14 protein-coding genes are annotated in these 14987 nt (G+C 66.0%); 6 read left to right on the forward strand and 8 right to left on the reverse strand.

Translation table 11 applies throughout. The annotated features are described in order from the left end of the window. The first annotated feature begins 2 nt into the window (after nt 1–2). From truB to NF616_RS08640, 6 genes are all read left to right on the forward strand, one after another. Nucleotides 3–923, forward strand: coding sequence for a tRNA pseudouridine(55) synthase TruB (gene truB, locus NF616_RS08615; protein WP_252272816.1), 921 nt, complete (start codon nt 3–5; stop codon nt 921–923). A gap of 140 nt (nt 924–1063) precedes the next feature. Next, nucleotides 1064–1333 carry a 30S ribosomal protein S15 gene (rpsO, locus tag NF616_RS08620; RefSeq protein WP_021700421.1) on the forward strand — a complete coding sequence of 90 codons (270 nt, stop codon included), beginning with the start codon at nt 1064–1066 and terminating at the stop codon, nt 1331–1333. Nucleotides 1334–1501: 168 nt separating this feature from the next. After that, the gene (gene pnp / locus NF616_RS08625; RefSeq protein ID WP_252272817.1) at nt 1502–3607 is read left to right on the forward strand and encodes a polyribonucleotide nucleotidyltransferase; all 2106 of its coding nucleotides are present in this window, start codon (nt 1502–1504) and stop codon (nt 3605–3607) included. A gap of 111 nt (nt 3608–3718) precedes the next feature. Continuing rightward, the gene (locus tag NF616_RS08630) at nt 3719–5125 is read left to right on the forward strand and encodes a hypothetical protein (RefSeq protein WP_252272818.1); all 1407 of its coding nucleotides are present in this window, start codon (nt 3719–3721) and stop codon (nt 5123–5125) included. Between the two features lie 197 nt (nt 5126–5322). Beyond that, the gene (locus tag NF616_RS08635; RefSeq protein ID WP_252272819.1) at nt 5323–5700 is read left to right on the forward strand and encodes a BON domain-containing protein; all 378 of its coding nucleotides are present in this window, start codon (nt 5323–5325) and stop codon (nt 5698–5700) included. Nucleotides 5701–5755: 55 nt separating this feature from the next. Next, entirely contained in the window at nt 5756–5953 is a 198-nt protein-coding gene (locus tag NF616_RS08640) for a CsbD family protein (protein ID WP_252272820.1), read from the forward strand. Between the two features lie 48 nt (nt 5954–6001). Here the strand turns inward: NF616_RS08640 and NF616_RS08645 are convergent, their stop codons facing one another. The 8 genes from NF616_RS08645 to NF616_RS08680 form a co-directional block, all read right to left on the reverse strand. Beyond that, the gene (locus NF616_RS08645) at nt 6002–7450 is read right to left on the reverse strand and encodes a rhomboid family intramembrane serine protease (RefSeq protein ID WP_252272821.1); all 1449 of its coding nucleotides are present in this window, start codon (nt 7448–7450) and stop codon (nt 6002–6004) included. Nucleotides 7451–7453: 3 nt separating this feature from the next. Then, a complete protein-coding gene (locus NF616_RS08650; RefSeq protein ID WP_252272822.1) occupies nt 7454–7744 on the reverse strand; it encodes a DUF2845 domain-containing protein in 291 nt (96 codons plus the stop codon). Between the two features lie 27 nt (nt 7745–7771). Further along, nucleotides 7772–8074, reverse strand: a complete 303-nt coding sequence (locus NF616_RS08655; RefSeq protein ID WP_252272823.1) for a DUF2845 domain-containing protein — start codon at nt 8072–8074, stop codon at nt 7772–7774. A gap of 61 nt (nt 8075–8135) precedes the next feature. Continuing rightward, nucleotides 8136–8426 carry a DUF2845 domain-containing protein gene (locus NF616_RS08660; RefSeq protein ID WP_252272824.1) on the reverse strand — a complete coding sequence of 97 codons (291 nt, stop codon included), beginning with the start codon at nt 8424–8426 and terminating at the stop codon, nt 8136–8138. Further along, nucleotides 8426–11410 carry a DUF748 domain-containing protein gene (locus NF616_RS08665; protein ID WP_252272825.1) on the reverse strand — a complete coding sequence of 995 codons (2985 nt, stop codon included), beginning with the start codon at nt 11408–11410 and terminating at the stop codon, nt 8426–8428. The genes NF616_RS08660 and NF616_RS08665 overlap by 1 nt, the downstream gene beginning before the upstream one ends. Nucleotides 11411–11577: 167 nt before the next feature. After that, entirely contained in the window at nt 11578–12591 is a 1014-nt protein-coding gene (locus NF616_RS08670; RefSeq protein ID WP_252272826.1) for a class I SAM-dependent rRNA methyltransferase, read from the reverse strand. 179 nt (nt 12592–12770) lie between these two features. Further along, a complete protein-coding gene (locus NF616_RS08675; RefSeq protein ID WP_252272827.1) occupies nt 12771–13949 on the reverse strand; it encodes an acetyl-CoA C-acetyltransferase in 1179 nt (392 codons plus the stop codon). Between the two features lie 95 nt (nt 13950–14044). Then, on the reverse strand, nt 14045–14923 hold the full coding sequence (locus tag NF616_RS08680) for an oxygenase MpaB family protein (protein WP_252272828.1): 879 nt from the start codon (nt 14921–14923) through the stop codon (nt 14045–14047). Between the last annotated feature and the right edge of the window lie 64 nt (nt 14924–14987).

Below are 14987 nucleotides of genomic sequence, written 5' to 3' on the forward strand. Positions count from 1 at the left end.
CAGTGGCGCAGGTTAAACGTATTCGTCGCAATGTCAGCGGCATCCTGATCCTCGACAAGCCGCGCGGCATGAGTTCCAACCAGGCCCTGCAGAAGGTCCGCTGGCTGCTCAACGCCGAGAAGGCCGGGCACACCGGCAGCCTCGATCCGCTGGCCACCGGCGTTTTGCCGCTGTGCTTCGGCGAGGCAACCAAGTTCTCCCAGTACCTGCTGGACGCCGACAAGGGTTACGAGACGGTCGCCCAGCTGGGCGTGACCACCACCACGGGCGATGCCGAGGGCGAAATCGTCGAGCGCCGCGAGGTGACCGCCGGTCGGGACGCCGTCGAGGCCCTGCTGCCGCGTTTTCGGGGTGAAATCAAACAGATACCGCCGATGTACTCCGCCCTGAAGAAGGACGGCCAGCCGTTGTACAAGCTGGCCCGTGCCGGCGAAGTAGTGGAGCGCGAGGCGCGATCTGTTACTATCGCGCGCCTGGAATTACTGGCCTTGGATAACGCGCAACTGCGCCTGTCCGTGGCCTGCAGCAAGGGCACCTACATCCGCACCCTGGTCGAGGATCTCGGCCGCGAGCTGGGTTGTGGTGGCCACGTCGCCGAACTGCGCCGGACCCAGGCCGGTCCGTTCGTACTGGCCCAGGCGGTGAGCCTGGAGGCGCTGGAAAAGGCCCATGCCGAAGGCGGTAACGAGGCGCTGGATCAGTTCCTCCTGCCGGTCGACAGCGGCCTGGAACACTGGCCGCTGCTGCAGTTGTCCGAGCACAGCGCCTACTACTGGCTGCATGGCCAGCCGGTGCGCGCGCCGGAGGCGCCGAAGTTCGGCATGGTGCGGGTGACCGACCATACCGGCCGCTTCATCGGGATCGGCGAAATGAGCGACGACGGGCGTATCGCCCCGAAACGATTGATTTCTACCGGCGCCTGACGCGGGTAGGACCCGGAGCCGGACTCCGGGACCAGAATTCGGTCGCAGGACCGAAACGAGGGTGGCTGTCAGCAGGCACGGTCATTCCTCTTTTTAAAACACGGGACTGGTTCCCGGCCTGTTCACTCAAGGAGCCCATCATGGCACTGAGCGTTGAAGAGAAAGCCCAGATCGTTAACGACTATAAGCAAGCTGAAGGCGATACCGGTTCTCCGGAAGTGCAGGTTGCCCTGCTGACCGCCAACATCAACAAGCTGCAGGACCACTTCAAGGCCAACGGCAAAGACCACCACTCCCGTCGTGGTCTGATCCGCATGGTTAACCAGCGCCGCAAGCTGCTGGACTACCTGAAGGGTAAGGACACCAGTCGTTACAGCGCCCTCATCGGTCGCCTGGGTCTGCGTCGCTAATAGCGCGCGAGCCGCACGCTTGAAGCTGGAAGCTCGGAGCCGAAAGTCGGGATACCCTCTCGCTTTCGGCTTCGGGCTTTCAGCTTTTAGCTATCTGCAGGAATGTCACGGGCCGACTCCCGTACCTTCCACCGATTTCCCCAAGGCAACATAGAGAAGGAAAACTCCGTGAATCCGGTAATCAAGCAATTCAAGTTCGGTCAGTCGACCGTCACCCTGGAAACCGGGCGCATCGCCCGCCAGGCCTCCGGCGCCGTGCTGGTCACCGTTGACAACGACGTCAGCGTGCTGTGCACCGTGGTTGGCGCCAAGCAAGCCGACCCGGGCAAGGGCTTCTTCCCGCTGTCCGTGCACTACCAGGAAAAAACCTACGCCGCCGGCAAGATTCCGGGTGGCTACTTCAAGCGTGAAGCGCGTCCTTCCGAGAAAGAGACCCTGACCTCGCGCCTGATCGACCGTCCGATCCGTCCGCTGTTCCCGGAAGGCTTCCTCAACGAAGTGCAGGTCATCTGCACCGTGGTTTCGACCAGCAAGAAGACCGACCCGGACATCGCCGCCATGATCGGCACCTCGGCCGCCCTGGCCATCTCCGGTATCCCGTTCGACGGCCCGATCGGCGCCGCTCGCGTGGCCTTCCACCCGGAAACCGGCTATCTGCTGAACCCGAACTACGAGCAGCTCAAGGCGTCCAGCCTGGACATGGTCGTAGCCGGTACCCAAGACGCCGTACTGATGGTCGAATCCGAAGCCAAAGAGCTGACCGAAGACCAGATGCTGGGCGCCGTACTGTTCGCCCATGAAGAGTTCCAGGCCGTGATCAAGGCCGTTGGCGAGCTGGCTGCCGAAACCGGCAAGCCGCGCTGGAACTGGACCGCCCCGGCCGAGAACACCGCCCTGCTCAGCGCCATCAAGGCCGAGTTCGGCGAAGCCATCTCCCAGGCCTACACCATCACCATCAAGCAGGACCGCTACAACCGTCTGGACGAGCTGCGCGATCAGGTCGTCGCCAAGTTCTCCGGCGAAGAAGGCCAGCCGTCCTCCGGTGAAGTCAAAGACGCTTTCGGTCTGATCGAATACCGCACCGTTCGTCAGAACATCGTTGATGGCAAGCCGCGTATCGACGGTCGTGATACCCGCACCGTGCGTGGTCTGAACATCGAAGTCGGCGTCCTCGACAAGACCCACGGTTCGGCCCTGTTCACCCGTGGCGAGACCCAGGCCCTGGTCGTTGCCACCCTCGGTACCGCTCGCGATGCCCAGCTGCTGGATACCCTGGAAGGCGAGAAGCGCGATCCGTTCATGCTGCACTACAACTTCCCGCCGTACTCGGTCGGCGAATGTGGCCGCATGGGTGCCACCGGCCGCCGCGAAATCGGCCACGGTCGCCTGGCCCGTCGTGGCGTCGCCGCCATGCTGCCGAGCAATGACGAGTTCCCGTACACCATCCGTATCGTCTCGGAGATCACCGAGTCCAACGGTTCGTCCTCCATGGCTTCCGTGTGCGGCGCTTCCCTGGCCCTGATGGACGCGGGTGTGCCCATGAAGGCGCCGGTGGCCGGTATCGCCATGGGTCTGGTCAAGGAAGGTGACAAGTTCGCCGTACTGACCGACATCCTGGGTGACGAAGACCACCTGGGCGACATGGACTTTAAGGTCGCCGGTACCTCCAAGGGCGTCACCGCCCTGCAGATGGACATCAAGATCCAGGGCATCACCGAGGAGATCATGGAGATCGCCCTGGGTCAGGCTCTGGAAGCCCGTCTGAACATCCTTGGCCAGATGAATCAGGTCATCTCCCAATCGCGCAGCGAGCTGTCGGCCAACGCTCCGACCATGCTGGCGATGAAGATCGACCAGGACAAGATTCGCGACGTCATCGGCAAGGGTGGCGCCACCATCCGCGGCATCTGCGAAGAGACCAAGGCCTCGATCGACATCGAGGACGACGGCTCGATCAAGATCTTCGGCGAGACCAAGGAAGCCGCCGAGGCTGCCAAGCAGCGCGTGCTGGCGATCACCGCCGAGGCCGAGATCGGCAAGATCTACGTCGGCAAGGTCGAGCGCATCGTCGACTTCGGCGCCTTCGTCAACATCCTGCCGGGCAAGGACGGTCTGGTGCACATCTCGATGCTGAGCGATCAGCGCGTCGAGAAGGTCACCGACGTACTGAAGGAAGGCCAGGAAGTCGAAGTACTGGTGCTGGACGTGGACAACCGCGGCCGCATCAAGCTGTCGATCAAGGACGTCGCCGCTGCCAAGGCTTCGGGCGTCTGAGTCCTAGCCACGCAGCACGAGAGGAGGGCCCCACGGGGCCCTCTTTTTTTTGCCCGCGTTTTGCCCCGACAATGGCGCCTTTCCGCAGTGCCCAAACAAGGACGTCTGGCGATGGAAATCACCCACTGTCGTTACCACCCCGCGCAACCCGCCACCTGGCACTGCTCGCCCTGCCAGCGCGACTACGGCGACTGCTGCGTCCCGCTCAACGCCGACGCGCCGGAGCTGGAACCGACCTGCCCACTGTGCGCCGGCAAGCTGCGCTTTCTCGGTGCGGCCAATACTGCGCAGCCGTTCTGGCAGCGCATCCCCACCTTCTTTCGCTACGGCCTGCAGGCGGGACCGCTGGCCTTCGCCGCGGCGCTGTGCCTGGCGAGCCTGTTCATGCCGGCCTGGAAGCTGCTGTGGCTGGCGCTGTTCTGCGTCGCCACCAAGTACCTGCAGAGCGTGATCGAGAACTCCAGCCAGGGCGTGCGCGAAGCTCCCCGGCTGACGGAAGCCTTCGACGGCGAGGGCTTCAGCCTGTTCTGGCGTCTGCTGGTGATCTTTTTCGTCAGTTTCGCCGTGGTCTGGCTGGCGGCGGACTTCGACAGCGAGGCGCTGTTCTGGGCGGCGACCCTGGGCGTACAGCTGCTGATTCCCGCCAGCATCATCCGTCTCGCCCTGGACAAGACCCTGGGCGCCGCGCTCAGCCCGGACGAGGTGGGTGCGGTGATCAAGGCCATGGGCTGGCGCTATCTGATTCTCTGGGCGTTTCTTTTCATCCTCTGGCAGTCGCCGGGAGTGGTGGTCTACATGCTCGCCAGCGGCCTGCCCAAGGTGGTGCTGATGCCCATCGCGGCGCTGCTGTTCGGGTATTTCAGCGTGGTGATGTGCGCCATGATGGGCTATGCGGTATTCCAGTATCAGGGCGCGCTGGGCTATGTGGCGGTGGATGATGAGGAGCCGCGTGGCTATCCGGGCGAAGAGTACCGGCGCCGTCGTGCGCTGGCCGATGCCGAGGTGCGACTGAAGGAGGGGCAGAGCGCGCAGGCGCTGGAAGTCCTGGCCAAGGCCCTGGACGTCGCGCCCAACGATCTGAAGCTCAATGAGCGCTTCCACCAGTTGCTCTTCGGCCTCAATGCCCGCGAGCGCTGCCTGCGTCACCTTGCCCATTATTTGCCGCTGGCCGCCCGGCTCAATCCGGCTCAGGCGGTTTTCGCCCTGCTCAACGCGCGCCAGCTCCAGGCCAATTACCTGCCCGAGGATGCGCAGGTCTGCGAGCGGGTGGCGGAGGCGTTACTGGAGCGTCACAAGACCCGCGAGGGCCTGAGCATGCTGCGCAACCTGCACCAGCGCTTCCCGGACTATCCGCATATTCCCAGGGCCTATCTGCTGGCCGCCCACGGCTTCGCCGAAGGACTGGGGCAGGTGGAGCCGGCGCAGAAACTGCTGACGTTCATCCGCATTCGCTATCCGCAATCGCCGCTCTTGGATGAGGTCGCTCGCCTTGAGGCGACGCTGGCAAAACTGGCCTGAGGGTATTGCATTCTGCACGGCCCAAACCGCGCAGATCGGCATTTTGCATACTCGCCGAAAGATGGGCGTTTTATAAGCTATTGAAAATAAACGATATTTTATGCCGTTCGGGTTGGCACAGCGCTTGCGATATCTCCCTTGCAAGCGCAGCCAGGAGTTGGCTGCGAATATTCCGAAGCAATCAGGAGTAGATCGCCATGAAACAGCAGTTCAACAAGTGGACCCTCGCCGCCCTTACTGCCGCCGTCCTGGGCCTGCCGCTGAGCAACGCGGCCTTCGCTGACGAAGTGACTTCGCCGGCCTCCCTGCAGCCGATGCAGCTGGCCGCCAACGAGACCGTCGAAAACGCTGAAGAGGCGGTCTCCGACACCTGGATCACCAGCAAGGTCAAGGCCAGCTTCCTGGCTGACGACAGCATCAGTGGTCTGGACATCAAAGTGGAAACCAACGAGGGCGTGGTCTCGCTGTCCGGCGTAGTGCCGAGCGACGCCGAGCGTGACCTGGCCGTCGAGAAGGCCAAGGCCATCAAGGGCGTGACCTCCGTTTCCGCCGACGGCCTGAAGTCCACCGAGTAAAACCCACCGGAGTGCCGGCCTTGAGCCGGCACTTCCTCAATCGGGAGATACCGCCATGAATTCCGACGTCATCAAAGGCAAGTGGAAGCAACTCTCCGGCCGCATGCAGGAGCGTTGGGGCAATTTGACCAACGACGATCTGGATATCGTCGAGGGCCACAGCGAATACCTGGAAGGCAAGCTGCAGGAGCGTTACGGCTGGACCAAGGAACGGGCGCAAGAGGAAGTGCGCGACTTCAGCAGCAAGCTGTAACGCTGGCCGCTGATATGAGAAAGCCCCGCTTGCGGGGCTTTTTCATTTTCAGCGCGCCAGATGCTGCCGGTACAGGGCGAGCTGGCGGGTCTGTTCCGCCTCGGGAAAGGCCGTGCTCAGGTAGCGCGCCAATTCGCTCACGGCCTGCAGATCCTGGCGCTGCCCCTGCTGCTTGGCCAGCTGCAGCGTCAGCGACGGTAACTGTTGCGGCGGTTGCGGCATCCGGCTGAGGCGGCGCCAGGCCGTCATTCCCTGGGCGCCCTCACCGCATCTGAGCAATTTCTGCAGCAGGTGCAGTTGCACGGCGGGGTGCGCCAGCATCGGCTGCTCCCGGCTGTCCGTGGCCAGGCGCAACAGCAGGGGACGAAGCTCCGCGCCTTCCGGCAGGGCGAACAGCTGCTTGAGTACCAGCGTCAGCAGCGGTTTGTCCTGGCGTCCACAGGCGACGGCGTACAGACGCTCCAGCAGCGCCGGTCGGCCCGGATAGCGGGCCAGCAGGTCAGGGCCGCGCTCGGCGGCCTGGGGCAGGGCGAAGCGGCCGATCAGTTGATCCAGAGAAGCCAGTTCGCGCTTGAACGGCGCGTCCGGGTCCTCCTTGTGCAGATAGGCCTCATCCATGTGCAGGCGCCCCGACAGGCGCGCCAGCCACACGGCCAGGAACCCGGCGAGGAGGCCGCCCAGGTGGGCGTAGTAGTTGGTGTGGTCGTCCGCCGCCAGCAGGCCGTAAAGTTCCTTGCCGATCCATACCGGCAGGATCCACAGCGCCGGCGCCTTGAAGTAGCCGATCAGCGGGCCCAGCCAGTAGAAGAAGTTGATGCGCCGCAGGCCGTAGACGCCGATGTACATGCCCATCAACCCCGAGATCGCCCCGGAGGCGCCGACGCCGGTCACCCAGGCCGGGTCCAGCGCCCACCACAGCAGGTGCGAGGCCAGGCCGCTGAGCAGGTAGAGCCCGAGATAGACAGTGCGCCCCAGGGCGATCTCCAGGGCGAAGCCGAAGATGAACAGGAACAGCATGTTGCCCAGCAGGTGCTCGAAGCTGCCGTGCAGGAACATCGCGCCGACCAGCCCCTCGAGGCTGAATTTCGCCGGAATGAAGCCGAAGCGGAACAGGCTGATGCGGTCACGCGCCGCTTCCGCCCTGGCGCGAGCCGTCTGCCAGTCCGGGTCGGCACGGTAGTCGGCGCGCTGATGCACGGCCTGTTCGAACTGCAGATCATGCAGTACCCAGGTCGCCAGCTCCTGGCGGCGCAGGCCGTCGACGTATTCGCGCTCGTCGCGCTCCAGCCCTTCACGGCTTGAGAGGCTGTCGAGGAACAGGGCCCGTTCGCGGCCGAGCAACCCGCCGTCCAGGTAAGCCTGCACCGCGGCCTCGCGGCGCGCCGTGTCGCCGCCCTGGTAGCCGAAGTAGATCAGCACGTTGAGCAGGATCAGCAACAGGGTGACGACCGGCGGGCGCTTCCAGTCCAGCGGGTGTTCGGCGGGGATGATCAGCATGCGTCAGTCGCTGCGCTTGCTGTTGACCCGGACCAGGCGCTCGCCCTCGAACTGCAGGAAATAGATCATCCCGCTGCGTGGGCCATACACCCACTCTTCCTTCACGAATTTGTGGTTGCCGTTATTGTCGAGTACGTAGCCGGTGACCGACTGGCTGACCGGGGTGCCACATTTGCGCAGCACTTCGGAGGTGCGATCGCCCCGGTCGGCGATGCCGTTCTCGCAGCGCAGGGTGGCGGCCTGGGCGTTGCTGGCGACGACAACGAGCAGTGAAGCGAGAAGTAGTTTGTTCATATCGAGCGTCCTTGTTCTGAGAGGCAGTCATTTGCCACGTTTGCTTTCGATCCTGACCAGGCGGTTGCCCTCCAGGCGCAGGAAGTAATACATGCCGTTTCTCGGCCCGTAGGTCCATTCCTCGATCGCCACTTCGCTGACGAACCCGTAGTAATCCACTACCTCGCGATAGCCCAGGAAGTCCCGGGCGACCGGCGTGCCGCACTTGGCCTCGATCTCGCTGGCCAGGTCCTGGGTGCTGACCAACTGGCTGCCGCAGCGCAGGGTGGAGCTGGCATGAGCGGTGCCGGCCATGAGCAGGCAGAGAGCGAGGAGGGTGGTCTTGTACATCGGGCGGGTTCGGCTGCGCGGGCGTTCCTGGCAGCCTACACCGGGCAGGATGGGTTGTCAGTCAGTCGGCACGTTTGGTCTCTATGCGCACCAGGCGGTTGCCCTGGAACGTGAGGATGCTGAGCATGCCGTTGTCGGGCCCGTACACCCATTCCTCGATGACCAGCTCACGACCGCCGTGGTAGCCACCGGTGTAGCCCACCAGATCGCGGTGATCGGGCGCGCCGCATTTGCGCTCGACCTCGAAGGCGCGGTCGCCCTCGTTGATCAGCTTGCTGCCGCAGCGCAGTGTGCCGGCTTCGGCCAGACCGCAGGCCAGTGTCAGGGTGATGCCCCATGCATATCGATTCATTACAGGCTCCCCAGATGCAGCGACGTGGCGACCCGGCCGCCGGCCTGGTCCTGGCCGCGCAGGTTGGCGTCGAGCAGGTAGATGCGCTCGGGTGCCAGGCCGCCGCGCTCGACCAGATAATCCTTGATGCTGGCCGCACGCGCCTGGCCAAGGTTACGTTGTAGCGCCGCACTCGTCGCCCAGGACTGCAGCACCGCCTCGCGCATCCGGGCCGTGCGCTCCTCTTCCGGCAGCTCCTGCCATTCGGCCGGCGGCTGCTGCTTCAGGCGCGCGCGGTAGATGCCCTCGAGCAGCGTCGCCTTGTCATCCTCGTCCACCACCAGTTGCGCGGGCTCGGCGGGCACCGGCTCGCCGCTGCGCTGCAGCATCTTGTACTGGGTGCTCTGGTATTCGCGCTCCAGGCGCTGCATCGCCAGCAAGGGCCCGTCGCTGGCCGCGGCGCTGGTGCCTTCTACCTCGAGGCGCAGCACGGGGCGCTCCTTCAGGGCCGCGGCCAGGGTGTCCAGCGCCTGCTGCGCCGCGCCATCCAGCTCGCTGCTGCCGGCGGCGAAGTGCACCTGGCTGAGGTCGGTGTCGCTGCCGCCGACCAGGCCGGCGATGAACTTGAAGGGCGCCTGGGCGGCCCGCAGCACCAGGTTGCGCAGGGTCTGCCAGACGATGGGCATGAGGCTGAATTGCGGATCGTTGAGGTTGCCCTGCACCGGCAGCTGGATGTCGATGTTGCCCTGGGTGTCCTTGAGCAGGGCCACGGCCAGGCGTACCGGCAGGTCGACGGCGTCCTTGCTGTCCACCTTCTCGCCCAGCTGCAGGTCTTCCAGCAGCACCTTGTTGTCGGCGTTCAGCTGGCCCTTCTCGATGCGGTAATGCAGGTCGAGATTGAGGCGACCCTTGCGGATACGGTAGCCGGCGAACTTGCCGGAGTAGGGGGTGAGGGTGGTCAGCTCGACGTTGCGGAAGCGAGTGGCGATGTCCAGGCTGTTCATCGGGTCGAACGGCGTCAGCTCGCCCTTGATGCTGACCGGCGCGTATTTGTCGACCTTGCCCTCGACGTCGACGCTGGCGGTCTTCGGGCTGCTGTTGTCCAGGGTGCCGATGTGGCCGTTGAGCTGCTGAATGGCCGTGGCGAAGTTGGGTGTCAGGCTGAAGTCGGCGAAGTTGGCCGAGCCCTCCTGGATGTCGATGCCGCCGATGCGGATCGGCAGCGGCTCGCCCGGCGCTTGCGCCTTCGCCCTGGCCTGCGGCGAGGTATCGGCCGGCTGCGGGATCATCAGGTCGTTGATGTTGGTGGTCAGGTTCTCGTTGATGATGAAGCGCGCGTAGGGTCGCAGCATCTGCACCCGGCCGATGGCCAGGCCCTGGTCGTGGCGGTAGTCCAGATCCTCCGCCAGCAGCTGCTGCCACTTGAGGAAGTCGCGGTCTTTCAACTGGTCCACGGTATGCAGCTGGTTGACCTCGGCGCGTCCGCCGACGCTGAAGTCCAGCGGCTCGACGCCTTTGAGGTCTACCGTCAGGTCGCTGCTGAGCTGGCCGCTGCGCAGCTCCAGGCGAACGAACGGGCTGATATAGGCCTGGGCCAGGCGCAGGTCGATGTCACGCGTGGCCACCTTGAGCTGGGCAGTGGCCGGTTGCAGCTGTACCTGGCCTTCGGCCTTGAGCTGGCCGCGCTTGTTCACGCCGGTATCGAGGTTCAGCTGGAAGGGCGCGGTGCCGAGGCTGTCGAAATCGCGCAGGTCGAGGCTCAGCGGCGTCAGGTCGAGCCTGACCTCGCCGCTGCCGGTGGCGCGGTCGGCCAGGTGGATCTGATAGTCGCGCAGCTGCACGTCGCGCAGCAGCACCTGCCAGGGCTTGGCCTGCTGTGGTGGCTGGGCCGTGGCGGCGCTCTGCTGTTCGCCTGCCGGCGGTGGTGGCGTTTCCGGTTCGGCGGCCAAGGCTTCGCTCGGGGTCGGTGTCTGCGGCGCGCTCGTCGAGGCCGGCTTGCCATGGCTGGCGAACAGCTTCTGCCAGTCGAGCTGGCCATCGGCCTCGCGGGCGGCCCAGGTTTCCAGCTTATGGCTGCGGATCTTGCCGATCAGCACCTGCTGCTTCGCCAGGTTCAGGCTGGCCTCGCTGACGTCGAGGCGTCCCAGGCGGGCCAGCGGCCGGTCATCCGGGGCATCGATGGCGACGTTCGACAGGCCGATGGCGACGCCATTCAGCAGCAGTTCGGTGCCCTCGGCCAGGTTCAACACGTACTCGCCGCTGAGGCTGAGGGTGCCGCGCTCCAGATCCAGCGGCACGGCGTCGCGCACGTAGGGCCAGAAGCCCTTCATGTTGCCGTCGGTGAGCTTGAGTTGGCCCTGCGAGACGATCGGGCTAAGGCTGAGCTGGCCCTCCCAGTCGATACGTCCGCCCTGGGGGCCGGTGGCCACCAGCTGCATCTCGGCATCGTTGTCCGGCAGGGTGCTGAGGTGGTTCAGCTCGAGGTTCAGCGAGTCGTAGACGAACTCCACCGGCTCGCTCGGGCGCAGATCCTGGAAGTGCAGGCTGTTCTCGATCAGGCGAATGCTGTCGATGCGCAGCGGGAAGGGCTCGCTCGGCGCCTCGTCGGCCGGCGCTTCCTCGCTCGGCGGCAGGCGGAACAGGCTGGCGAGGTTGAGGGCGCCATCCTGGGCGAACAGCACCTCGGTATGTGCCTTCTCCAGCTGTACCTCGACCAGATGCAGGGAGCCGCTCCACAGGCTGTCCGCCTGCAGGTTGGCGTACAGCCGCTGGAAGGCGACCTGTTGCTGGTCGGCCTCGCCGAGGCGCAGGCCCCACAGGCGCAGCTCCAGGCTGAAGGGATTGAATTCCACCCGTTCCAGGTGCCCCGGCACCGTGGCCCAGTGCGCCAGCTGCTGGTTGGCCACGCGCTGTACCACGCCGGGCAGGATCAGGAAGCCGAGGAGGCTGTAGAAGCCGAGGGCGAGGGTGAGCGCGTAGAGGGTGCGTTTCAGTCCTTTGGGCATGGGTACGGCGTCATCTTTCCAGGCTGAGGAGCCTGGAGTATGGCATGGGCATTGTGGCTTTGTGGGCCATCGGTCTCACCTGGCGGCCCGTCTCGGGCGCCACTTTGCGGCTGCCGGGCCCGTCGTCCGCGGGCCGCGACCGGATGAGTCGTCGGGTTTGCGACGGGTCAGAAATGCAGGGCCAGGGTCTTCAGCGGCGGCCTGCCGTCGCGCGAGGGGAAGTCGGCGGCCGGCAGGATCTGCTCGCACTGGCGCACCGGGCGGCCCAGCTTCTCGGCGCAGCGCAGTACTTGGCCGCGCCATTTCTCCAGTTCGACCTTCGCCAGGTTGTTGCAGCAGATCAGCACGCCATCCTCGGCGGTGGCGAGGATCGCCGGCTTGAGCAGGCTCTGGTAGTCGCGCAGCAGGTCGACGGTGCCGAAGGCGCTCTTGGCCCAGGCCGGCGGGTCGAGCAATACCAGGTCGAACTGGCGCTGTTCCAGGCGCGGATAGCTGGGCAACTTCTGCCCGCGGCGCGCGGCGATGGGCAGGCCGGCCAGTTGGCGGATGGCAGGAAAGTAGTCGGACTGCACGAAGTCCATCGCCAACCCCGGATTGAGCGCCAGATTCTCGCGGCCCACCGCCAGGTTGCCCTCGGCAAAGTCCAGGTTGAGCACCTCGCGCGCGCCACCGGCCGCAGCGCACAGGCCGACGCCGCAGGTATAGGCGAACAGGTTGAGCACGCGCTTGCCGGCGCTGTTGGCCTTGATCCAGCCGCGGGCGTTGCGCAGGTCGAGGAACAGCAGCGGGTCCTGGCCCGGATGGCGCCCGCGTACCCGGTAGTTGAGCCCCCATTCCTGGCCGACTTGGTCTTCCAGCGCCTCGGGGGTGGCCTGGTACACCGGGTCGCGGCGATCGACACGCGAGTTGCCGCCGGAGCGGTCGTTGTAGACCAGCTGCAGGTCGAGGCCGAGGCGCTCGTTGATGGCGGTGTGCAGGTCGAGCAGGGCATCGAGCTGCAGTGGCTGATGGAAGCTCTGCACCATCAGTTGCGGACCGTAGCGGTCGAGCGTGAGGCCGGGTGCGCCTTCCTGGCTGCCATGGAACAGCCGGTAGCAGTCGGTCTGCCGCTGGTGCAGTTCGGTCAGCAGTGGCTGACGGGCGTCGAGGGCGGCGGAGAGCGCCTGGTCGAGAGAGGACATGGCGGCGTCTCGGAACGGGAGGGCGCGCAGTTTACCAAGAAAAACGCCGGCTCCAGGCCGGCGTTACTTCGCTGTCAGTCGTGTACAGCGCTCGTAGTCGCGAGGAGGCGGTGCGCAGACAGTAGACCACCTACGGCAAGCGCCGCCGACGCCGCGAATGCGGGCGATGGGCGCGACGTTTAGCGTTCGATGGCCAGCGCTACGCCCTGACCACCACCGATGCACAGGGTGGCCAGGCCCTTCTTGGCATCGCGCTTGATCATCTCGTGCAGCAGGGTCACCAGCACGCGGCAGCCGGAGGCGCCGATGGGGTGGCCGAGGGCGATGGCACCGCCGTTGACGTTGACCCTGGCCGCATTCCAGCCCAGCTCCTTGCCCACCGACAGGGCCTGGGCGGCGAAGGCCTCGTTGGCCTCGATCAGGTCCAGCTCGCTCAGCTGCCAGCCGGCCTTTTCCAGGCAGCGCTTGGTCGCCGAGACCGGGCCGATGCCCATGATCGCCGGGTCGACGCCGGCGTTGGCGTAGGCGGCGATCTTGGCCAGCACCGGCAGGCCCAGGGCCTTGGCCTTGTCTGCGCTCATCAGCAGTACGGCGGCGGCGCCATCGTTGAGGCTGGAAGCGTTGCCGGCGGTGACGCTGCCGTCCTTCTTGAAAGCCGGCTTGAGGCCGGCCAGGGATTCTGCGGTGGTGCCGGCGCGCGGCTGTTCGTCCTTGGCGAAGCTGACCGGGTCGCCCTTGCGCGAGGGGATCAGGATCGGAGTGATCTCGTCATCGAAGCGGCCGGCCTCAATGGCGGCCACGGCCTTCTGCTGCGAGGCGGCGGCGAAGGCGTCCTGCTGTTCGCGGCTGATGCCGTACTTGTCCACCAGGTTCTCGGCGGTAATGCCCATGTGGTAGTCGTTGAAGGCGTCCCACAGACCGTCCTGGATCATGGTGTCGATCAGCTTGCCGTGGCCCATGCGCTGGCCGGTGCGGGCGGCGGGCATGACGTAGGGCGCCAGGCTCATGTTTTCCATGCCGCCGGCGATGATCACCTCGGCGTCGCCGCAGCGAATCGCCTGTGCGCCCAGGTGCAGGGCCTTGAGGCCGGAGCCGCAGACCTTGTTCAGGGTCAGCGCCGGCACGGCATTGGGCAGGCCGGCCTTGATCGAGGCCTGGCGGGCGGTGTTCTGCCCGGCGCCGGCGGTCAGCACGTGGCCGAGGATCACCTCGTCCACTTCGCTGCCGGCGACGCCGGTCTGTTCCAGCAGGCGCTTGATCACGGCGGCGCCTAGCTCGACGGCGGGCACGCCGGCCAGGGCGCCCTGGAAGCTGCCGATGGCGGTGCGGGTGGCGGCGACGATGACGACTTCTTGCATGACGGTGTCCTCGAACTCGGGCGCGCGGTAGGGCGCGGCGGGGGCGTTATGGTGGCATAGCCGTTCGAGACCCGGCCAGTGCGCGGACCGACCGCTCAGTCGCGCGGCGGCAGGCCCATGCGCTGGCGCGCTCGGTGCAAGGCGCCGCTGCGCATGGCCCAGCGCAGGGTCGGCGCGATGCCGTTGACGCCGGCGCGGATGGCTTGGCTGCGGGCCGGGCCGATTGGCGTGCCGAGCATGGCCTGGGCCCAGTCCGGCAGCAGGTCGAAGCCGGCCTGCATAATCAGCTTGCCCACCGGCACGGCCAGGGCGCTGGGCGCCGGTGCGCCCTGCAGAATGCGCAGAATCTCTCGCGAGCGTTCGTCACACAGCAGCTGTGGGCGCACGGCCTCGAGATAGGCGGCGACTTCGGCGCGCGAGCGCGGCACGTTCTCGGCACCGAGGCGTTCGGCGATCAGTGCCACCTCGGCGTAGTAGCGATCCTGATCGGCCTCGCTGAGCTGCGGGTTGAGGTAGCGCAGGTGGGCTGCGAGGAAGCTGGAGACCTCGGCCACGTGCACCCAGGTCAGCAGTTCCGAGTCGCTGGCGGCGTAAGGCCGGCCGTCCGGCGCGGTGCCGACTACCTGCAGGTGAATAGTGCGCACCTTGTCGATCAGCCATTCGGCATCGCGGCGTGAGCCGAAGGTGGTGCCGGAGATGAACTGGCCGGTGCGGCGAAGGCGGCCGATCAGGTCCTCGCGGAAATTCGAGTGATCCCACACGCCGGATAGCGCCAGCGGATGCAGGGCCTGCAGCAGCAGGGCGCTGATGCCGCCGACCATCATGCTGGTGAAGTCGCCGTGCACGCGCCAGCACACCGCGTCGGAGCCGAACAGGCCGGGGTCGCCCGGGGGCTGGCTGAAGTCGATCTGGCCGAGGGCGATGCCGCTGAGGCTGAGGACCTGGGCTTCGATGCGACGGCGGAGGAATTCCATGGGACAGGTTGTTCGCTTGCTCAGATAGGACCCGCGCCGGGTCAGGCGCGGATTGCAATGTAGG

Origin of the sequence: Pseudomonas subflava (assembly GCF_023823685.1) — a bacterium.
Taxonomy (GTDB): Bacteria; Pseudomonadota; Gammaproteobacteria; order Pseudomonadales; family Pseudomonadaceae; genus Aquipseudomonas; species Aquipseudomonas subflava.